This is a genomic window from Rhodomicrobium sp. R_RK_3, from assembly GCF_002198715.1.
Taxonomy (GTDB): Bacteria; Pseudomonadota; Alphaproteobacteria; order Rhizobiales; family Rhodomicrobiaceae; genus R-RK-3.
In genome coordinates, this window is the sequence record NZ_MWLK01000001.1 from 184,105 (window position 1) to 203,225 (window position 19,121).

Sequence of the window (19,121 nt, forward strand, 5' to 3'; positions counted from 1 at the left end):
GGCCGCTTGCCAAATCGCCTCAAGGCGGAACGTAAACCGGCGAGCGGCGCGCGTGGAAAGGTCGGGTCATGAGCACCATCACACAGGATCGCCAGCAGCTTTTCCTCGAAGGTCCGATCGGCGCCGCGCTGATCCGTCTCGCCGTTCCGATCATGCTCGGCAACCTGCTGCAGACCGGCTATCAGCTCACCGACGCCTTCTGGGTCGGACGGCTGGGGGCGGCGGCGGTGGCGGCGGTTTCGATCAGCTTCCCGGTATCGTTCCTGGTCATCGCGCTGGGGGCGGGACTCGCCATCGCCGGGGCAACCTTGTCCGCCCAATATATGGGCGCCGGCCGCCAGGACATGGTCAATCACGTCGCGGCGCAGACGATGCTGATGGTCGCCGTCACCTCGGCGGTGCTCGGCACGGCGGGCTTCGTGCTCGCGCCCTATCTGCTCGGCCTGCTGGCGGTCGCGCCCGATGTTTATGACGGCGCGCTCGGCTTCATGCGCGTGTCTTTCATCGGCATCATCTTCGTCTTCCTCTACGCCATGTTCCAGGCGCTGATGCGCGGCGTCGGCGAAACCCGGATCCCGCTGCTGATCGTGCTCGGCACGGTGCTCCTTAATTTCATTCTCGATCCGCTCTTCATCTTCGGCTGGGGGCCGCTGCCCGGACAGGGCGTGATGGGCGCCGCGCTCGCTACGCTGGCGACACAGGCGCTGGCGGCGGCGGTCGGCATCACCATCTTCCTGCGCGGCCGCCACGGCATTCAGCTCTCCTGGTCCGGCTTCAAGCCCGATCCGGCCTATATCAAGCGGGCCTTCTTCCTCGGCTTCCCCGGCTCGATCGAGCTGGCGACGCGCGGCCTCGGCCCGTTGCTGCTGTCGTTCCTGGTGGCGGGCTTCGGAACCGTCTCTCTCGCGGCCTATGGCGTCGGCTCGAACATCCTGATCTTTATCACCATCCCGGCGATGGGCATCTCCATGGCCGTTGCGACGCTGGTCAGCCAGAATATCGGCGCCGGCAATAGCGAGCGCGCCGCGCAGGTGACGACGCTCGGCGGCCTGACGAGCTTCGGCGTTCTGACGCTGACGGGTATTGCAGCCTATATGCTGGCGCCCGGCATCGTGGCGTTCTTCGTACCGGATGATGCCGAGGTCATCGCGGAGGGCGCGCGCTTCATCCGCATCATGAGCCTTGCCTGGGGCGCGATGGGCGTACAGCTCTGCATGGTCGCCGCCTTCCGCGCCTCCGGCAACATGCTGATCGCCATGGTGATCGCGCTCGTGTCGCAATTCATGGTCCAGTTTCCGCTCGCCTACATCCTCGCCAAGCATACGTCGCTCGAGGCGGCGGGTGTGTGGTGGTCCTTTCCCATCGCCAACATCGCCGTCGCACTGGTCGCGGCGCTATGGTTCGCGCAAGGCGGCTGGAAGCGGACGCGGCTGACCGAGGAGGACAGGCAGGTCGCCAAAGTGGCGGGGGAGACGGTGGCCGAAGAGGGCATCCGGTGAAACGGACCACCTGTCGCGAAGCGTGTAAGGTCCGGCGTTGCAACCCGCCGAACTGAATAAGTTCTGCATTATTCCTTCGTTGGCCCGCCGGTCGTGATGGATTACGCTGCACTATCGACGTAAAACGTGTGGGCGCCGCTTGCCGGCTGTCGCGCGAATCCGCCTTGGGGGCTCCTTTGAAAAGATTTCTCGTTCTCGCCATGCTGGTCCTTGCCGGGCCGGCATCGGCCGAAACCATTCGCGTTGGCATGTCCGGCAGCTATTATCCCTTCACGTTCGTCGAGCAGGACAAACTGAAAGGTTTCGAGGTCGACTTCGCCACCGCCGTCGCCAAGGAGACGGGCGACACCGTCGAATTCGTGACCATGAGCTTTTCCGGCCTCGTCGGCGCGCTGGAGGCGAACCGGATCGACACCATCTCCAACCAGATCACCATCACGCCGGAGCGCTCGGCCAAATTCGCCTTCAGCCAGCCCTATGTCTATGACGGAGCCCAGGTCGTGGTGAAGAAGGGCAATGAGGGCACCATCACCGGCGTCGAGGCGCTGAAGGGCAAGACGGTGGCGGTCAATCTCGGCTCCAATTTCGAGCAGCTTCTGCGCGAGCTTCCCTATGCCAAGGACATCACCATCCGCACCTATGACAAGAATATCGAGCAGGACACCGCGCTCGGCCGGGTCGATGCTTTCGTCATGGACCGGGTGAGCGCGACGCAGGTCATCAAGGAGAAGAACCTGCCGCTGGCGCTCGCCGGCAAGCCGTTCTCCGAGATTCAGAACGCCCTGCCCTTCCGCAATGACGACAAGGGCCGCGCCCTGCGCGACCGTTTCGACGCCGCCATCACCAAATTGCGGGCAAACGGCACGCTCACCGAGATTTCCAAGAAATGGCTGGGCGACGACGTCACCCAGAAATAAGGCGGCGGGCGGTTGCTCAACCTTGAATATATGGCCGGGCTGGTGCCCGTGCTGCTCGGCTATGTACCGCTGACCTTGGGCATGGCGTCATTGGCGATGGCGCTTGCCCTGTCGCTCGGCTCGGTGCTCGCCGTGATTCGGGTGTTGAACCTGCCCGTTGCGGATCCGCTTACGCGGGTATTCATCAGTTTCTTCCGCGGCACGCCGCTTCTGGTCCAGCTTTTCCTGTTCTATTACGGCCTGCCGCAGCTCTTTCCCTCGCTGACCGCTATCGACGGCATTACCGCCGCCATCGCCGGCCTGACCTTGCATTTCGCCGCCTACATGGCCGAAAGCATCCGCGCCGCGATCATCGGCGTCGATGAGGGACAGTGGGAGGCGGCCCAGGCATTCGGCATGGGCACGGGGCTCATGCTGCGGCGGATCATCCTGCCGCAGGCCGCCCGCGTCGCCGCGCCGACGCTGGTTAATTATTTTATCGACATCATCAAAAGCACCTCGCTGGCCTTCACCCTCGGCGTCACCGAACTGATGGGATCGGCGCAGAAGGAGGCCGCCGGCAGCTTTCTCTATTTCGAGGCCTTCATCCTGGTGGCCTGCATCTATTGGGTGATTGTCGAGGCGCTGTCTTACGTTCAGTCCGGGCTCGAGAGCCGTCTGAACCGGGCTTATCGCCGTTAGGCGGACACGCCGCCGGGCGGATCGGTGGGCCATTTGGCAGATCCGGCCGGAAAAAGCCGCGGAACGCTATGCCTCCGCCCGCAATCGCGTTTCAGTTGTAACGGCAGGCATCGACCCGCGCCGGCCGCTCATTATAATGCAATATGTTCGACTCCAGGTGACGAATGAAAGCCTCCTACGAAATGCGCCCGAGTAACCGTTCGCTTGACGTATCCTCCGGGCCGGCGTTGGTCGCCCATACGTTACGCGTGTTTCCCGGCCTGGCAGCCGTCGCGCTGCTGGACGAAGGGGCCGCCCAAAGCCTCACCACACGGATCATAGGCGGGCATACCCTCGCCCAGGTGAACGCGTCGAAGATCAACGCAGAATCCTGCGGCCGGCGCGCGGTCGGCAAGGATCTGACAAATATCATGAAAATCGTCTGGCAAATCGCCGGAGAGACCTATTACGAAGATTATAACCGCTCGTTCATCGTAAAAGCGGGCGAATTGGTGATCTTGCCGATGGTTCACTCGCATCATCTGGAATTGCGGGACCAACACGAAAGCATGGTGCTGACCTTCGATCCGGAAACTGTGCCGTCCTGGGGTAAGGCAGCCGGGAGAGCGATCTGCCAAGTCATCGCGGGCAATGGCGCGATCGCGGCCTCCGCGGCTGGGGCTTCCGCGCTGCTGCGCCACGCCGATGGCGGCCGGGCCGACGATCTGGCGGTGCACGCGCTGATCGATCTCGTGCTCACCGCGGCGGACGAGATCGCCGGCGAAGCGCGCCCCGCCGAGCATAGGCAATCCCGGCTTCGCCGCGCGCGCCTGCTCATCGAGCACAATATCGCCGACGAAACCTATGGCCCGGATCAGCTCGCGCGCGATCTCGGCCTGTCGCGGCGATCGCTTTACAACCATTTCGCGGCAATGGGCGTGACTCCGGCAGACTTCATCCGGCGCGAGCGGCTGGAATATGCCAGGCAACAAATCCTGAGCGAGCAGGCGTCCGGGCTGAGCCTTAGCGCCATCGCCTGCAATAGCGGCTTTTCGGACAGTTCCAGCTTTTGCCGTGCCTTCAAGGCCGCCTATGGCCTCACACCGAGCCGGCTCCGGGTGCCCCGGACGGTCTCCTAGGAAGTCCGCGCAAGCCTCGCCTCCCCGCGAAATCCTGTTCACCGCCCCCGCGAGGTGGTAAAGGGCAAAGCACGCCGCCGGAGCTGGCACCGGTTGAGCGGCAGGTTGCGTCCATGGTCTACGCCGTCAAGGAAATCTTCTACACGCTGCAGGGCGAAGGCGCGCAGTCGGGCCGCGCGGCGGTGTTCCTGCGCTTTGCCGGCTGCAATCTGTGGACCGGACGCGAGCAGGACCGCGAGAATGCCGTCTGCCGCTTCTGCGACACCGATTTCGTCGGCACGGACGGCACCGGCGGCGGCAAGTTCGCCGGCCCGGAGGCGCTGGCCGAAGCGGTTGCCGGCCTCTGGCCGGCCGACGCCATACGGGGAAGACCATACGTCGTCTGCACCGGCGGCGAGCCGCTGCTGCAACTCGACGCGCCGCTGATCGACGCCCTCCATGCGCGCGGCTTCGAGATCGCCATCGAGACCAACGGCACGCTGGCCGCGCCGCCCGGCATCGACTGGATCTGCGTCAGCCCGAAGGGCCGCGCGCCGCTGGCGCAGCGCTCGGGCGACGAGCTTAAATTCGTCTACCCGCAGACCGACGCCGATCCGGCCTCCCTCGAAGCGCTCGACTTCACCCATTTCTTCCTGCAGCCGATGGACGGCCCGCGCCTTGCCGCCAATCTGGCCGAGACCGTGGCCTATTGCCTCGCCCATCCGCGTTGGCGTTTATCTTTGCAGACGCATAAGCTTGCTGGCATTCCCTGAACAAGCTACCACATTGACGGCTCATGACGGCCACGCGCCGCGCCACAGCCGAGATGCTCCATGCAGATCTATAAAGAATTCACATTCGAAGCCGCGCATTTCCTGCCGTCCGCCGCGCCGGGGCATCCGAATTCGCGCATCCACGGCCACTCCTTCCATGTGCGCGTCACCGTCGATGGCGAGCCGGATCCCGAGACCGGCCTCGTCGTGCATTTCGACGATTTCGCCGCCTCCATCGAGGACGTGCGCCTCGAGCTCGACCACCAGTTTTTGAACGAGGTCGAAGGCATCGGCGCGCCGACGCTGGAAAATATCACAGTCTTTCTCTGGAACCGTCTGGAGCCCCGGATTCCCGGCCTTTGGGAGGTTCACATTTCGCGCCCCTCATGTCATGAAGGATGCATCTACCGGGGGCGTAAGGTGTGATGGCTGAGGGAAGCGACGAGATCGATCTGCGGCAGCTCGGGCACACCGTGCCCCTGCCCTCCTCGCCGGACGAAGCCCAACTCGAACGCGTCGCCAATCCGCATCCGGGCGATGCCTATCTGATCCGCTTCACCGCGCCCGAATTCACCTCGCTCTGCCCGATCACCTGCCAGCCTGATTTCGCCCATATCGTCATCGACTACGTGCCCGGCGACTACATCGTCGAGTCGAAATCGCTGAAACTCTATCTCGGCGCGTTCCGCAATCACGGCGCCTTCCACGAGGGCTGCACGCTCGATATCGGCAAGCGGCTGGTGGCGTTCCTCGCGCCCAAATGGCTGCGCATCGGCGGCTATTGGTATCCGCGCGGCGGCATCCCGATCGACATTTTCTGGCAGACCGGCGCGCCGCCGGAAGGGCTGTGGCTGCCGGACCAGGGCGTCGCCCCCTATCGCGGGCGGGGCTAGCTGTGCCGCAGACGAAGAGCCTCATCATCACCAATGGCGACACAGCGGCCGACAAGATGCGGGAAGCCCGCATCAACGGCGACATTCTGTGCTGGCGCGACATTCTGCATGAGGGCCCGGTACCGCTGACCGACAGTTTCGAGGAGCTGTCGGCGATCCGCGTCGATTACCTCGCTGGCGGCGGCTGGGGCGAGCCGCAGGAAATCTACACCGCCTTCGCCGAGCGCGACGCCATCATGCGCAGCCTCGCCGACTATTCCGACATCACCCTCTGGTTCGAGCACGACCTCTACGACCAGCTCCAGCTTTTGCAGATCCTCGACTTCCTCAGCCGCGAACCGTCGGTGCATCCGCGCCTGTCGCTGATCCAGGCGGGCACATTCATCGGCCGTGAGACGCCGTCGCGCCTGCGGATGCATCTAAAACTGCGCCGCCCAGTCAGCGAGCTGCAATTCGGCCTCGCGCAAGCCGCCTGGGCCGCGTTCCGCAGCCCGACGCCGGAAAGCTGGGTCGCGCTGCTGCGCTACGACACCTCCGCCCTCCCCTTCCTGCGCTCGGCCATCCTGCGCCATCTCGACGAATATCCCGCGCCCGGCACCGGCCTGACGCGCACGGAAACCTTCATCCTCGACATGATCTATACCGGCCACGCGACGCCGGTCGCGCTGTTCCATTTCTTCGAGGAGAACGAGGAAGCCCCGTTCATGGGCGACTGGAGCTTTTGGCGCATCCTGGACTCACTTTCGTCGGGCGCGGCGCCCTTCGTGACGGGGATGCGGATCGCGCATTTCTCGCCGGCCTTTTCCGAAGAGCAGCGCACCACTTATCTCGGCAGCGAGCTGAAGCTGACCGGCCTCGGCATGACCACCCTGACAGGCCGCAAGGACGCCATCGATTTCCGCCGCCTCGACCGCTGGATGGGCGGCGTGCATCTGACGAATAAGGGCTGCTGGCGCTGGGATGCGGGCAGCCGGAGCCTGGTGGCGCCGAGAATTTGACGACCCTAGAGCTCACTAAACCTACAATCGAATCGAAACGGGCCTCTTGATCTAGGCCCTGGAGTCAGATCGAACTAACACGATGCAAACCGGTATCCCACTTCGCTGAAGAACGCTGTAATCGAAAACTCATAAAAGACGCTAACTGAGGCGTCGTAGCTTGTCGTCGGCCGGCTTACCGCTCATGGGTGCGCGATGAACCATGCCCGCTCGGATTTCCTTCCTGATGAAGTGACCGCCGTAGATTTGAGCGGGTGGGCGGACATTTTGCCTGCGCAATGCCGTGTCTTGGGAGCCAACCTATTTGCCGATATATTTTTGGCTGATGCCACCGGCGCGATCCACATGCTGCAAGTATCTGCTGCTTCGATCACAAAGATCGCTCGTTCTAAGGAGGAGTTTTTTCAGCGCTGCTTTGATGATGAAGACGGTTGGTTATTGCGTCCGCTGGTGGATCGGTGCCGGTCGGCAGGAATGAATCCGACCACCTGTCAATGCTACGCCTTCACAACACTCCCCCTGTTCGGTGGAAAGTACCAAACCGACAACATCTGGATGTGCTCGTGGAGTGAGTGGATCAGCTTTACGGCCTCGATCCATGTGCAGACCAAGGACTTGCCGAATGGCTCCCGTATTCAGATACGCATTGTAGATTGAACATTGAGCTCACACACCCGGCCGATTGTCTCGGCGCATCGCTTGTGGACTCTGTTGCCGTGGCAGCTGCATCCCAAGCGATCGCCGAAAACCTCGTTTCGCTACCGGATGGCGCTGAACGCGCTAATGGTTCGCTGCCCAGGCTAACGCAGGTCCCGGAGGTCTCACTCCCGCCCATAAACCCCCGGATTGTGCAGCAGCTCCATGCCTTGCGCATAGACCAGCGCCTTCGGCGTCACCCAGAACTTCCGCCCAAAGCTCTTGTCTCCGTCAAGCGCCAGCTCAGCCGCCTTCCAGACGCTGACCCAGACCAGCTTCGAGCAGTAAAACGCGCTCTCATCGCTGAGGTTGAAGCTCCAGAACCAGTAATCCTTGCCGAGGAAGCGGCTGGCTTCCGTGACGATGCGGCGGCGCTTGGCGGCTTCGATCTCCTTCAGCCGGCCGTGCCAGACATTGTAATCCTTGTGCTGGGCGATCCAGTCGGCGTAGGTCGTGCGGATGACGCCGTCGGGGAAGCGGCTGTAGAGCGATGCATAGCGGTATTTGGCGCGCGGCATGGCCTCGATCACCCAGGGTTTGCCGCTGCCGTCGACCTCGATCAGGGCAACGTGGCCAACTTCCGGGAGCGCTGCCGGCATCGGCGAGATGCCGCGCGTGCGCAACCCCTCCGAGCCGGGCTCGGGGCTGCGGTCGGCTTCGAAATATTGGCGCTGGAAATCCTGGAAGGTGAGCTGCTCCATCTGGTCGGCGGCGGCCTTGTCGTCCGCTGTGCCGGATGTGCGCGCTCTCTCGATGAACGCCCGCTTCTCCTCCTCCCAGGCGACGGCCTCGGCGCTCGGCTGGATGCTGCGCAGGGCGAATTTCGGAATGAAGGCGCCGGGCTTGGCGGGCCAGAGGAAATCGCCGCTCTGGAACAGCTCGGCGCGGGGATGCGACGGCGTGGGGGCCGCCAGCGCGGCCCGCGTACCGAAACCCAGCACGGATATGGCGGAGAAACCCTGAAGCAAATCGCGACGGGAAAGTGTGTTGCGCAACATTTGGTGCACCCGAACGATAGCGCCCCGGATCGCGGGAGATTTCACCGCGCCAAAGCTGAAATGATGATGGCTCGAAGTTAGAAGAATTAATTTTGCATTTTTTATGATTGTTGGCGCGGCTTGACCACGGCGTCAACAGCCATCAGCCCCCGCATCAGCGCCTCGAATTCCCGCAGCGGGACCATGTTGGGGCCGTCCGAGGGGGCGCGGTCGGGATCTTCATGCGTCTCGATGAACAGGCCCGCCACGCCGACCGCCACCGCCGCCCTTGCCAGCACCGGCACGAAGCGCCGGTCGCCGCCGCTCGAGGTGCCCTGGCCGCCCGGCTGCTGCACGGAATGCGTCGCGTCGAACACCACCGGACAGCCCGTCTCGGCCATGATCGGCAGCGCGCGCATGTCGGACACCAGCGTGTTGTAGCCGAAGCTCGCGCCGCGCTCAGTCAGCAGCACGTTGGGATTGCCGACGGCCAGCACCTTGGCCAGCACATTCTTCATGTCCCAGGGCGCCAGGAACTGGCCCTTCTTGATCTTCACCACCCGGCCGGTCTTCGCCGCCGCGATGAGCAGGTCGGTCTGGCGGCACAGGAATGCCGGGATCTGCAGCACGTCGACGACTTCGCCGACGATGGCGCATTGCTCCTCGGTGTGGACGTCGGTGACGACGGGCAGGCCAAGGCTCTCGCGGATCTCGGCGAAAACGCCGAGCGCCCGGTCGAGGCCGATGCCGCGCGCGCCGGAAACGCTGGTGCGGTTAGCCTTGTCGAACGAAGTCTTGAACACGAGGCCGAGGCCAAGCCGGGCGCAGATCTCCTTGAGCGCCGCGGCCATTTCCAGGGCGTGGTCGCGGCTCTCCATCTGGCAGGGGCCGGCGAAGACGGCGAGCGGCGCGTCATTGGCCAGCGTCACGCTGCCGATCCGCACCGTTTTGTTGGGCGCAACACCCCGATCAGCGGAATTCGCCATATAGCACTCCCTTGGCGCTCAGCCGCCATTGACGCGGATATTGCGCTCGACATTGGATTTCTGCCGCTCGAACAGCTCGGTCAGCGTCTCGTCGCCCTGATGCACGGCGTAGAGATTGATATAGACCATCTTGCCCGAGATGAACGAGATCGCCGAAACATCGACCTGCGTCTTGGGGTCGCCGTGCTCGGTGATGATATTCTGGATCAGCCCGAAATAGCAGGCATTGTCGTCCTGGCCAACCACGCCGAGAAAGCGCACCTCGTTCATTTTCGCGCCGGCCAGCACCTGCTCGAAGCGCTGGCGGACATCGCCTTCGCTTTTCGCTATCAGCTCGCCGCCATTGTCGCGCAACGTCTTGCACATGGTCTCGATATAGGGCTTTGCCGCGCCCTCCAGCTTCTTGTCGAGGAAATCGAGCGGCACCAGGAACTGGCCGTAATCGCTCAAGGTCTTGCGCTGGCCGGTGCGCCAGCTCTTGAGCTGCGCGCAATCGGCGAAGGCGCCGAGCATGCGCAGCTCGCCGCGGAAGATCGAATGGAGCAGGCTTTCGAGCCGGGCGTCGCTCGGCTGGGAGGCGTCGAGGAAGCAATGGCCGCCGGGCGGCTCCAGCGTCAGCCGGATATCGCCCAGCTTGACCTCGCTCCGGTCGGCGCCGCTGCCGAGCGCGGCGATGCGCTTGGCCTTCTGGTCCAGCTCCTCCGGCGTCGGCAGGCTGCGCGCCACGGCGACCGGCTTGCCGACGAGACCGGAGGCGAAGTCCACCATGTCGGCCTGGGTCACGACGTCGTCGGCGCGGCTCAGACTGTCCGCGCCGGTCTGGGCCATGGCCGCGCCCGCAAAACCCAACAGCAGGGCAAGTCCGGTGCCCGCACCGCGCAAAAACGCCGAAATCGCCGCCGCCATGCCCTGCCCTCACCCGAAATTAAGAATGACCGGCACCATAGCTCCGATGCGCCCCCGCGCCAACCGTTGAAGGTTTTTGCAGCGCTTTTACGGCCATTCGGACGACAGCGGGCTTGATCCGCCAGCGTCTTAGCGGTTCACTGCACGCAGAGGAAACGCAACAAAGGCGCCTCCCGATGGCGGGGCTACTGGAAATACGCAACGTCTCGTTGCGCTTCGGCGGCGTGCGCGCGCTGTCCAATGTCAGCCTTGCCGTGGGCAAGGGCGAGCTGTTTTCCGTCATCGGCCCGAACGGCGCGGGCAAGACCTCGCTGGTCAACTGCATTTCCGGCCGCTACCGTCCGACCGAGGGCCACGTCGTCTATAAAGGCCAGGACATCACCCGCCGCCCGCCCGCCGACCGCGCCAGGATCGGCATCGGCCGCACCTTCCAGAACCTGGCGCTGTTCCAGCATATGAGCGTGCTCGACAACATCATGGTCGGCCGCCATCACCTGCTGGCCAACAATTTTATCACCGGCTCGCTCTACTGGCTGACCGGCGCGCGCGCGGAGGAACTCACCCACCGCCGCCGCGTCGAAGAGATCATTGACTTCCTCGATTTGCAGCCCGTCCGCAAGGCGCAGGCCGGGACGCTCTCCTACGGCCTGCGCAAGCGGGTGGAACTGGCGCGCGCCATGGCCATCGAGCCGGAACTGATCCTGCTCGACGAGCCGATGGCCGGCATGAACCTCGAGGAAAAGGAGGACATGGCCCGCTACATCGTCGACTTGAACGAGGAGTTCGGCATGACCGTGATCATGATCGAGCACGATATGGGCGTGGTCATGGACATTTCCTCGCGCGTCGCCGTGCTGGATTTCGGGAAGAAGATCGCCGAGGGGGTGCCGGGCGAGGTGATGGCCAATGCGCATGTGCGGGCCGCCTATCTCGGCGAGGTGGACCCGGTGCTCGCCGATCCTGACGACGTGCCGCTGGCGGAGGCCGGCGCATGACGGCCGGGATCGCGGCGCGGCTCGCCGAGGCGGATACGTTTCCCAAGCTGCTGCGCCTGAACGCCCGCGAGCACCCCGCCGACATCGCCCTGCGCGAGAAGGACTTTGGCATCTGGCACGCCTGGAGCTGGCAGCGCTATCACGAGCGCGTCCGCGATTTCGCGCTCGGCCTGAAGGCGCTCGGCATCGGCGAGGGCGATGTGGTGGCGCTGATGGGCGACAACCGGCCGGACTGGGTGGCAGGCGAAATCGCCGCGCATGCGGTGAAAGCGATGACGCTCGGCATCTACCGCGACGCGCTGGAAGAAGAGGCCGCCTATCTCATCAACGATGGCGAGGCCAAACTCGTCATCGCCGAGGACGAGGAGCAGGCGGACAAGCTGCTCAATCTCGCCGGGAGCATCCCGAGCCTCGCGCACATTGTCTATTGCGACCCGCGCGGCATGCGCAAATATGACGATCCGCGGCTGATCTCAGCCGAAGCGCTCGCCGCCAAGGGCCGCGAGCTGGCCGCCGCCGATCCCGGCCTCTACGACCGGCTCGTCGATGCGACCCGCGGGGGCGATGTCGCGATCCTGTGCACCACATCGGGCACGACCGCCAATCCAAAACTCGCCATGCTGAGCGCCGGCGCGGTGCTCTTCCACTGCGCCGCCTATCTCGAGCGCGACCCGAAAGGCCCCGACGACGAATATGTCTCCGTGCTGCCGCTGCCCTGGATCATGGAGCAGATCTATGCGCTCGGCAAAGCGCTGATCAGCCGGATGAAGGTCAACTTCGTCGAGGAAGCGGACACGATGATGCACGATTTCCGCGAGATCGCGCCGAGCTTCGTGCTGTTCGCCCCGCGCCTGTGGGAGGGCATCGCCGCCGACGTGCGCTCGCGCATCATGGACGCCTCGGCGCTGAAGCGCGGCCTCTACAATTTCGGTCTGGCGCGCGGGCTGAAGGCGCAAGCGGAAGGCCGCCGCTCGCGCCTCGCGGAGCTGCTGGTGTTCCGTCCCTTGCGCGACCGTCTCGGCTTCACCCGGCTACGCTCGGCGGCGACGGGCGGCGCGGCGCTCGGCCCCGACACCTTCCGCTTCTTCCAGGCCATCGGCGTGCCGCTGCGCCAGCTCTACGGCCAGACCGAACTGCTCGGCGCCTACACCATCCACAAGGCGGGCGAGGTCGATTTCGACACGGTCGGCGTCGGCTTCACCGGCGTCGATATCCGCATCGACAAGCCCGACCCGAACGGCGTCGGCGAAGTGGTGGCGCGGCACCCGAACATGTTCTCGGGCTATTACAAAGCGCCTGAGGCGACGGAGGCGGATCTGCGCGGCGGCTGGATGTATACGGGCGACGCCGGCTATTTCGACAAGAACGGCCACCTGATCGTCATCGACCGCATCAAGGATCTCGCCGTCACCGCGCGCGGCGACCGCTATTCCCCGCAATATATCGAGAACAAGCTGAAGTTCTCGCCCTTCATCGCCGAGGCGGTCATTACCGGGGCGGGGCGCGACTATCTCGCCGCGATGATCTGCATCCGCTTTTCGATCGTCTCCAAATGGGCGGAGAAGAAGCGCATCGCCTTTACAACCTACAGCGACCTCGCCAGCCGCCCCGAGGTCTACGAACTCCTGCGCAAGGAAGTCGAGACGGTGAACGCCTCGCTGCCGGCGGCGCAGCGGATCGCGAAATTCATCCTGCTCTACAAGGAGCTGGACGCCGACGACGGCGAGCTGACGCGCACCCGGAAAGTGCGGCGCGGCGTCGTCGCGGAAAAATACGGCACCATCATCGACGCCATCTATGCCGGCCGCCCGGCCATCGACATCGACACCGTCATCCACTTCCAGGACGGCACCACCCAGCGCATCCAAACGACGCTCCCCGTCGCGGACCTGACCGCCACCGCCCCGCCCTCCACGCCAGCGAAAGCCGCCTGAGCCATGGTCGACCCGCTCCTCATCCAGCTCATCATCAACGGCCTGATCGTCGGCGCTCTGTACGGCGTCGTCGCCATGTCCTTCGTGCTGATCTACAAGGCGAGCCAGGTGGTGAACTTCGCGCAAGGCGAATTCCTGCTGATCGGCGCGTGGGCCTGCTGGTGGATCATGACCGCGCACCAAGTGCCGTTCGTCTGGGCGATGCTGCTGACCTTCGCCTTCATGCTGGTGCTCGGCGTCGCCATCCAGGTGGTGGTGCTGCGCCCGCTGATCGGCGAGCCGATCATCTCCGTCATCATGGTGACGATCGGCCTGTCCATCGTCTTCCAGGCGCTGATGAAATGGATGTTCGGCGTCTTCGCCCAGCCCTTCCCGCCGGTGTTCGAGACGCAGCAGATCAATATTGGCGGCGTGCAGATCCAGACCGTCTACCTGATGAGTCTCGGCATCTCGCTATTCCTGATGGCGGGTTTTGCGGTGTTCTTCAAATACTCCAAATACGGCCTCGCCATGCGCGCGACCGCCTTCGACCAGCAGGTTGCGCAGTCGCTCGGGATTTCGGTGAAGAACGTGTTTGCGATGGCCTGGGCGATTTCGGCAGTGGTCTCGTCCGTTGCGGGCGTGACGGTCGGCATCGTCAACGGCGTCTCGTCGGCGCTGTCCTTCTACGGCATCAAGGTGTTCCCGGCGGTGATCCTGGGCGGCCTCGACAGCATCGCGGGCGCGGTGATCGGCGGTCTGATCGTGGGGCTGCTGGAGAACCTCGCGCAATATGTGGACGGGCAATATCTGCATTGGGGCAATCTCTACGAGATCGCGCCCTTTTACGTGCTCATCATCATCCTGATGATCCGCCCATATGGCCTGTTCGGCACCAAAGACATCGAGCGGGTATGATCAAGTCCGTGCCAAAGCCCCCTCACCCGGTCGCCTACGGCGCCCGCCCTCTCCCTCAAGGGGAGAGGGCTAAAAACAAGACGCCCCTTCCTTGCCCTCTCCCCTCGAGGGAGAGGGCTCCCGCCGCAGGCGGGTGGGTGAGGGGGCTTTTTCTTCCTTTATCCCGGAGGCCGTCATGGCAACGCACAGCCTGATCCCCGCCGGCGAGTACAAAACCAGCTACGCGGCCGACACGACGATCTTCCCGACCGTCACCAGCCGCAACGCCGCCATCCTGGCGCTCATCCTCGTTGCCTGCGCGCCGCTGGTGTTCGACCGCTACATCCTCAGCCTGATGATCCAGATCGGCTATCTCTCGATCGCCGCGCTCGGCCTCAACATCCTGGTCGGTTTCACCGGCCAGATCTCCATCGGCCACGCCGCCTTTTTCGGCTTTGGCGCCTTCTCCTCGGCCTGGCTGAACAACGTCCACGGCATCCCGGTCTTCTTCGCGATCCCGCTCGCCGGGCTCATGACGACCGCCGCCGGCCTCATCTTCGGCCTGCCCGCCGCCCGGCTGAAGGGCCTATACCTCGCCATCGCCACACTCGCCGCGCAATACATCCTGCAGGACTTCTTCGCCCGCGCCTCATGGTTCTCCGGCGGCGTCGCGGGCACCGTCGCCTACCCATTCTCCATCTTCGGCTACGCCTTCGACACCGACGCGCGCTATTTTTACGTCGTGCTCTCCTACATGGTCCTCTGCTTCGTGCTGGCGACAAACCTGATGCGCTCGCGCGACGGGCGCGCCCTGGTCGCCGTGCGCGACCATTACCTCTCCGCCGAGATGATGGGCATCAACCTCACCAAATACCGCACGCTCTCCTTCGGCATCTCCGCCTTCTTCGCCGGCATCGGCGGCGCGCTCTACGCGCACTACCTGCAATTCGTCTCGGTCGAAGGCTTCACCATCCTGTTCTCGATCCAGTTCCTCGGCATGATCATCATCGGGGGGCTCGGCTCGATCATGGGCACCATCCTCGGCACCATCTTCATGGTGCTGCTGCCCGAGGCTATGGAGTGGCTGACCTCCAGCCTCGCCGGCGGCGCCATCGACCGTGCGCTCAGCCTGAAGAACAACATCTCTTACCTGCGCGAGATGGCCATCGGCGCGGTGATCGTGCTGTTCCTGATGTTCGAGCCCGACGGCCTCGCCCACCGCTGGAAGCAGATCAAGGCATACTGGAAGCTGTATCCCTTCGCTCACTGAGGCCGGGCACTTTCCCCATGTTTCGAGCGCCGACGCTTGCGGCGGCGTTCGCCTCGTGGCATCGATCGTGGTTGGGGACATGTTGGAGGGGATCATGTTAACTGCGTTTCGCGCGGCGGCGTTCGCCGTGCTGCTATCGGTGGCCGCCGTCTATCCCGCGGCCGCGCAGCAAGAACCGGCCCAATCATCCAGCAATGACGACGGCTACAAGCCGCCCGCGCGCTTCATCGCCAAGGAGCCGGCCGCCGGGCAAAAGCCTGTCGCGGCCGTCAAACCCGGTGCGGCCAAGCCCGCTACCCCGCCCGCGGCAGCACCTGCGTCCGTCAAGACCATCGGCCTGATTTCCGTTCTCGGCGATACTTTTACGGTCAAGCGTGTCGGCATCATGGTCTTCGGCAATGAAGAGCACAAAATCCCGATCGGCGCCTGGAAGATCAACGATCAGGTTGCCGCGCTCGTCACCAAGACGCTGAAAAAGACCTTCAAGGTCAAGCCCATCCGCCTCCCGGACGGCGCTTACGAGAAATTCGAGTCGGGCAGCTTCATTTTCACCAGCCGCACCGACGAACTCGGCAAATTCATCGCCGGTCATGCGGGATCTCAGCCATGCGACTATTACCTCGTGGTCGGGCCGGCCGGCGACCGTGTCGGCGGCACCAACCAGTCCGTGTCCGGTCTCGGCGTCCTGCGCAGGGAAATGCTCTCGGAGGACCTCGAATTTGTCCACGCCTATGTCTCCTTGCAGGTCTATGACAGCAAATTCCAGCCGGTGCGGGGCGAGCACAATCTGAACATCACCTTCAATCCTTTCGAGCCCGATCTCCTGCGCGGGCCCAATGTCGAGATGAAGGCAGGCAACCGGCTGCCGCCCGATCCCAAGGCCGCCGTCGCCGATCCGCGCACGCGCAAGATCATCACCGAACTGCTGGAGCCGAGCCTAGTGAAGGTGCTGCCCCAGCTCTTCGCCGCGAACTGATAGGAAGAACCCGGCGGCCGGAGCATCCCTCATCCGCGTTGAGCAAACTGCGACATTTTGCTTAAGTGGACTCTCATAAGAAAATGAATGGGAGGCTCCATGACACGTTTGCGGATTACCGGTATGACGGCCGCCTTGGCGCTGGCGGGGGCGCTCGCCGGCGGCGCGGCGCTGGCGCAGGATATCGCCGTCGGCCATCTCGCCGACCAGAGCGGCCCGACCTCCGATGTCGGCGTGCCCTACGGCCAGGGCGTGGCCGATGCGCTGGCCTATATCAACAGCAAGGGCGGCATCGCCGGCAAGAAGCTGGCGGTCGAGACCGTCGATTACGGTTATCAGGTGCCGCGCGCCGTGGCGCAGTACAAGAAGTGGTCGGAGGGCACCAAGGTCGCCGCCATCCAGGGCTGGGGCACCGCCGACACCGAGGCCATGATCGGCTTCGTCACCAAGGACCAAATCCCCTATCTCTCCGCCTCCTACTCCGCCGCGCTGACCGATCCGGGGGGCAAGAGCGGCAGGACCAAGGCCGCGCCCTATAATTTCTTCTACGGCCCCAGCTATTCAGACGCCGTGCGCGCGTTGCTGATCTGGGCCGCCGAGGACTGGAAGGCCAAGGGCGGTACCGGCAAGCCGAAATTCGTGCATATGGGCGCCAACCATCCCTATCCGAACTCGCCCAAGGAAGCCGGCGAGGCCATGGCCAAGGAGCTCGGCTTCGACATCATCCCGCCGGTGCAATTCGCCATGACGCCGGGCGACTACACCTCGCAATGCCTGACCATCAAGGACGCCGGCGCCAACTACGCCTATCTCGCCAACACCGCCGGCTCCAACATCTCCGTGCTGAAGGCGTGCAAGACGGCGGGCGTCAATGTACAGTTCATGGGCAATGTCTGGGGCATGGACGAGAACGCCGCCAAGGCGGCCGGCGATGCGGCCAACGGCGTCGTCTTCCCCATGCGCACCGGCATCGCCTGGAACGGCGAGGCGCCCGGCAAGGCGACGCTGGCGGCGATTTCGAAACTCTCCTCGGGCGGCGCCGATGTCTACCGTCCGGTGCATTATCTCACCGGCGTCTGCTCGGCCTATTATATGGCCGAGGCGATGGACTGGGCGGCCAAGAATGGCGGCGTCACCGGGCCGAATGTGCAGCAGGGCATGTATCAGAAGAAGGACTGGGTGCCCGCCGGCATGGAAGGCGTCTGCCTGCCCTCGAGCTGGAGCGCCGAAGACCATCGCGGCCTGATGAGCGTGAACATCTACCGCATGAATGTCGGCGGCGCGACGGAAGCGCCGGTGGCCGATCTGGTCAAGAACGGCACCATCAAGCTGGAGAAGGTGAAGACAGTCGAACTGGAGCGCAAGGCCGACCGGCTGGGCTGGTGAGGGTGACGGGCCGCTTGGTGGCCGCCCGAGAAGCTGCGCTAACGACGCAACGGATCGCCCCCTCTCCCATCGGAGACCTTCGCGCATCGAAGGTCCTCTCCCCGTCGTCCCGGACGGCCGTCAGGCCGAGCCGGGACCCAATCATATTTCCGCTATTGCTGCGGAGACCCCGGCCCTGACGGCCGGGGCGACGGAGGAGGAGCTTCGGAATTCTGAATGCCGGAGGAGCCATCGTGCTTGCCCGATCGTTTGTAACCCCTCACCCGGCACGCTTTCAGCGCGCCACCCTCTCCCACTGGGAGAGGGTCCGCTGCGGCGAGCGTCCACGCTGTGCCTTGTTCGAGAGACTAAAACCATGTCGCCTCACCTCGCAGCCGAAACCGCCTCGCCTGTAGACGCCGCCCCCGCGCTCCTCGACCTGCGCAATATCGAGGTCGTCTATGACGAGGTCATCCTCGTCTTGCGCGGCCTCAGCCTTGCCGTGCCGAAAGGCGCCATCGTCGCGCTGCTGGGCGCCAACGGAGCGGGCAAATCCACGACGCTGAAAGCCATCTCCGGCCTGCTGAAAACCGAAAACGGCAAGGTCACGCGCGGCGAAATCCTTTTTGACGGCCAGCGCATCGACGGCGTCGATCCGGACAAGATCGTCCGGCGCGGCATTTTCCAGGTCATGGAAGGCCGCCGCATCATCGCCGACATGACCGCTATCGAAAACCTCAAGCTCGGCGCCTTCACGCGCCGCGACCGCGAGATCGGCCGCGACATGGAGATGGTGCTCGACTATTTTCCACGGTTGCGCGAGCGCACCGGGCTCGCGGGCTATCTCTCCGGCGGCGAACAGCAGATGCTGGCCATCGGCCGTGCGCTGATGGCGCGCCCGAAACTGATCCTGATGGACGAGCCTTCGATGGGCCTGTCGCCTCTCCTGGTGAAGGAGGTGTTCGGCATCATCGCCCGCATCAACCGCGAGCTCGGCGTCACCATCCTGCTGGTCGAGCAGAACGCCCGCGCCGCGCTCCAGGTCGCCAGCTATGGCTATGTGATGGAGCAAGGCAAGGTCGTCCTCGATGGCACCGCCGCCGACCTTGCCGCGAATGAGGACGTGAAGGAGTTCTACCTCGGCGGCTCAGGCGGCGAGCGGCGCAGCTTCAAGAATTTGAAGAGTTTCAAGCGCCGCAAACGCTGGCTGTAGCCCTTGCCTGCGTGAGCCGGTCTCGGACCCCGCGCCTTCGCACCGAGACGCGACGAACATCGTCGTGAT

Annotated in this window: 19 protein-coding genes; 16 read left to right on the plus strand and 3 right to left on the minus strand. The window is 64.2% G+C overall.

The window, feature by feature from the left end:
- Nucleotides 1-68: 68 nt before the first annotated feature.
- The 9 genes from BLEFHOIH_RS00820 to BLEFHOIH_RS00860 all read left to right on the plus strand — a co-directional run bounded on the left by BLEFHOIH_RS00820 (nt 69) and on the right by BLEFHOIH_RS00860 (nt 7,515).
- Nucleotides 69-1,499 carry an MATE family efflux transporter gene (locus tag BLEFHOIH_RS00820; protein WP_088342589.1) on the plus strand — a complete coding sequence of 477 codons (1,431 nt, stop codon included), beginning with the start codon at nt 69-71 and terminating at the stop codon, nt 1,497-1,499.
- Between the two features lie 176 nt (nt 1,500-1,675).
- Nucleotides 1,676-2,416 carry an amino acid ABC transporter substrate-binding protein gene (locus BLEFHOIH_RS00825; RefSeq protein WP_245296811.1) on the plus strand — a complete coding sequence of 247 codons (741 nt, stop codon included), beginning with the start codon at nt 1,676-1,678 and terminating at the stop codon, nt 2,414-2,416.
- A 12-nt stretch (nt 2,417-2,428) separates the two neighbouring features.
- Entirely contained in the window at nt 2,429-3,097 is a 669-nt protein-coding gene (locus tag BLEFHOIH_RS00830; protein WP_245296812.1) for an amino acid ABC transporter permease, read from the plus strand.
- 164 nt (nt 3,098-3,261) lie between these two features.
- On the plus strand, nt 3,262-4,215 hold the full coding sequence (locus BLEFHOIH_RS00835) for an AraC family transcriptional regulator (RefSeq protein WP_088342592.1): 954 nt from the start codon (nt 3,262-3,264) through the stop codon (nt 4,213-4,215).
- A gap of 113 nt (nt 4,216-4,328) precedes the next feature.
- The gene (gene queE / locus BLEFHOIH_RS00840) at nt 4,329-4,967 is read left to right on the plus strand and encodes a 7-carboxy-7-deazaguanine synthase (protein WP_088342593.1); all 639 of its coding nucleotides are present in this window, start codon (nt 4,329-4,331) and stop codon (nt 4,965-4,967) included.
- A 60-nt stretch (nt 4,968-5,027) separates the two neighbouring features.
- Nucleotides 5,028-5,393 carry a 6-carboxytetrahydropterin synthase gene (locus tag BLEFHOIH_RS00845; protein WP_088342594.1) on the plus strand — a complete coding sequence of 122 codons (366 nt, stop codon included), beginning with the start codon at nt 5,028-5,030 and terminating at the stop codon, nt 5,391-5,393.
- Nucleotides 5,393-5,860 (plus strand): preQ(1) synthase, encoded by a 468-nt coding sequence (queF, locus tag BLEFHOIH_RS00850; protein ID WP_088342595.1) that lies wholly within the window; start codon nt 5,393-5,395, stop codon nt 5,858-5,860. Before BLEFHOIH_RS00845 ends, queF begins: the two co-directional genes overlap by 1 nt.
- A gap of 2 nt (nt 5,861-5,862) precedes the next feature.
- The gene (locus BLEFHOIH_RS00855) at nt 5,863-6,858 is read left to right on the plus strand and encodes a DUF1835 domain-containing protein (protein ID WP_088342596.1); all 996 of its coding nucleotides are present in this window, start codon (nt 5,863-5,865) and stop codon (nt 6,856-6,858) included.
- 195 nt (nt 6,859-7,053) lie between these two features.
- The gene (locus tag BLEFHOIH_RS00860) at nt 7,054-7,515 is read left to right on the plus strand and encodes a T6SS immunity protein Tdi1 domain-containing protein (RefSeq protein WP_088342597.1); all 462 of its coding nucleotides are present in this window, start codon (nt 7,054-7,056) and stop codon (nt 7,513-7,515) included.
- 164 nt (nt 7,516-7,679) lie between these two features.
- Here BLEFHOIH_RS00860 and BLEFHOIH_RS00865 read toward each other — a convergent pair whose 3' ends face one another.
- The 3 genes from BLEFHOIH_RS00865 to BLEFHOIH_RS00875 all read right to left on the minus strand — a co-directional run bounded on the left by BLEFHOIH_RS00865 (nt 7,680) and on the right by BLEFHOIH_RS00875 (nt 10,423).
- Complete coding sequence (locus tag BLEFHOIH_RS00865; protein WP_088342598.1) at nt 7,680-8,552, minus strand: YiiX/YebB-like N1pC/P60 family cysteine hydrolase; 873 nt, start codon at nt 8,550-8,552, stop codon at nt 7,680-7,682.
- Nucleotides 8,553-8,653: 101 nt separating this feature from the next.
- Nucleotides 8,654-9,517 carry a 3-deoxy-8-phosphooctulonate synthase gene (gene kdsA, locus BLEFHOIH_RS00870; protein WP_088342599.1) on the minus strand — a complete coding sequence of 288 codons (864 nt, stop codon included), beginning with the start codon at nt 9,515-9,517 and terminating at the stop codon, nt 8,654-8,656.
- Nucleotides 9,518-9,535: 18 nt separating this feature from the next.
- Nucleotides 9,536-10,423: a hypothetical protein gene (locus tag BLEFHOIH_RS00875; protein WP_088342600.1), complete on the minus strand. Its 888-nt coding sequence runs from the start codon at nt 10,421-10,423 to the stop codon at nt 9,536-9,538.
- A 176-nt stretch (nt 10,424-10,599) separates the two neighbouring features.
- Here BLEFHOIH_RS00875 and BLEFHOIH_RS00880 point away from each other — a divergent pair, with 176 nt between their 5' ends.
- The 7 genes from BLEFHOIH_RS00880 to BLEFHOIH_RS00910 all read left to right on the plus strand — a co-directional run bounded on the left by BLEFHOIH_RS00880 (nt 10,600) and on the right by BLEFHOIH_RS00910 (nt 19,052).
- On the plus strand, nt 10,600-11,418 hold the full coding sequence (locus tag BLEFHOIH_RS00880) for an ABC transporter ATP-binding protein (RefSeq protein ID WP_088342601.1): 819 nt from the start codon (nt 10,600-10,602) through the stop codon (nt 11,416-11,418).
- Entirely contained in the window at nt 11,415-13,352 is a 1,938-nt protein-coding gene (locus BLEFHOIH_RS00885; RefSeq protein ID WP_088342602.1) for a long-chain fatty acid--CoA ligase, read from the plus strand. Before BLEFHOIH_RS00880 ends, BLEFHOIH_RS00885 begins: the two co-directional genes overlap by 4 nt.
- Nucleotides 13,353-13,355: 3 nt before the next feature.
- Nucleotides 13,356-14,249 carry a branched-chain amino acid ABC transporter permease gene (locus BLEFHOIH_RS00890; protein WP_088342603.1) on the plus strand — a complete coding sequence of 298 codons (894 nt, stop codon included), beginning with the start codon at nt 13,356-13,358 and terminating at the stop codon, nt 14,247-14,249.
- A 175-nt stretch (nt 14,250-14,424) separates the two neighbouring features.
- Nucleotides 14,425-15,498, plus strand: coding sequence for a branched-chain amino acid ABC transporter permease (locus tag BLEFHOIH_RS00895; protein WP_088342604.1), 1,074 nt, complete (start codon nt 14,425-14,427; stop codon nt 15,496-15,498).
- A 94-nt stretch (nt 15,499-15,592) separates the two neighbouring features.
- Complete coding sequence (locus tag BLEFHOIH_RS00900) at nt 15,593-16,474, plus strand: hypothetical protein (protein ID WP_125461525.1); 882 nt, start codon at nt 15,593-15,595, stop codon at nt 16,472-16,474.
- 123 nt (nt 16,475-16,597) lie between these two features.
- A complete protein-coding gene (locus tag BLEFHOIH_RS00905) occupies nt 16,598-17,860 on the plus strand; it encodes an ABC transporter substrate-binding protein (protein WP_245296813.1) in 1,263 nt (420 codons plus the stop codon).
- A gap of 355 nt (nt 17,861-18,215) precedes the next feature.
- A complete protein-coding gene (locus BLEFHOIH_RS00910) occupies nt 18,216-19,052 on the plus strand; it encodes an ABC transporter ATP-binding protein (RefSeq protein WP_088342606.1) in 837 nt (278 codons plus the stop codon).
- Nucleotides 19,053-19,121: the final 69 nt, after the last annotated feature.

Bases quoted from the DNA above. Each gene is read 5' to 3' on its own strand.
- BLEFHOIH_RS00820 (WP_088342589.1), top strand. From the start codon at position 69: ATGAGCACCATCACACAGGATCGCCAGCAGCTTTTCCTCGAAGGTCCG.
- BLEFHOIH_RS00835 (WP_088342592.1), top strand. From the start codon at position 3,262: ATGAAAGCCTCCTACGAAATGCGCCCGAGTAACCGTTCGCTTGACGTA.
- queE (WP_088342593.1), top strand. From the start codon at position 4,329: ATGGTCTACGCCGTCAAGGAAATCTTCTACACGCTGCAGGGCGAAGGC.
- BLEFHOIH_RS00845 (WP_088342594.1), top strand. From the start codon at position 5,028: ATGCAGATCTATAAAGAATTCACATTCGAAGCCGCGCATTTCCTGCCG.
- queF (WP_088342595.1), top strand. From the start codon at position 5,393: ATGGCTGAGGGAAGCGACGAGATCGATCTGCGGCAGCTCGGGCACACC.
- BLEFHOIH_RS00860 (WP_088342597.1), top strand. From the start codon at position 7,054: ATGAACCATGCCCGCTCGGATTTCCTTCCTGATGAAGTGACCGCCGTA.
- BLEFHOIH_RS00865 (WP_088342598.1), bottom strand. From the start codon at position 8,552: ATGTTGCGCAACACACTTTCCCGTCGCGATTTGCTTCAGGGTTTCTCC.
- kdsA (WP_088342599.1), bottom strand. From the start codon at position 9,517: ATGGCGAATTCCGCTGATCGGGGTGTTGCGCCCAACAAAACGGTGCGG.
- BLEFHOIH_RS00875 (WP_088342600.1), bottom strand. From the start codon at position 10,423: ATGGCGGCGGCGATTTCGGCGTTTTTGCGCGGTGCGGGCACCGGACTT.
- BLEFHOIH_RS00880 (WP_088342601.1), top strand. From the start codon at position 10,600: ATGGCGGGGCTACTGGAAATACGCAACGTCTCGTTGCGCTTCGGCGGC.
- BLEFHOIH_RS00885 (WP_088342602.1), top strand. From the start codon at position 11,415: ATGACGGCCGGGATCGCGGCGCGGCTCGCCGAGGCGGATACGTTTCCC.
- BLEFHOIH_RS00890 (WP_088342603.1), top strand. From the start codon at position 13,356: ATGGTCGACCCGCTCCTCATCCAGCTCATCATCAACGGCCTGATCGTC.
- BLEFHOIH_RS00895 (WP_088342604.1), top strand. From the start codon at position 14,425: ATGGCAACGCACAGCCTGATCCCCGCCGGCGAGTACAAAACCAGCTAC.
- BLEFHOIH_RS00900 (WP_125461525.1), top strand. From the start codon at position 15,593: ATGTTAACTGCGTTTCGCGCGGCGGCGTTCGCCGTGCTGCTATCGGTG.
- BLEFHOIH_RS00905 (WP_245296813.1), top strand. From the start codon at position 16,598: ATGACGGCCGCCTTGGCGCTGGCGGGGGCGCTCGCCGGCGGCGCGGCG.
- BLEFHOIH_RS00910 (WP_088342606.1), top strand. From the start codon at position 18,216: ATGTCGCCTCACCTCGCAGCCGAAACCGCCTCGCCTGTAGACGCCGCC.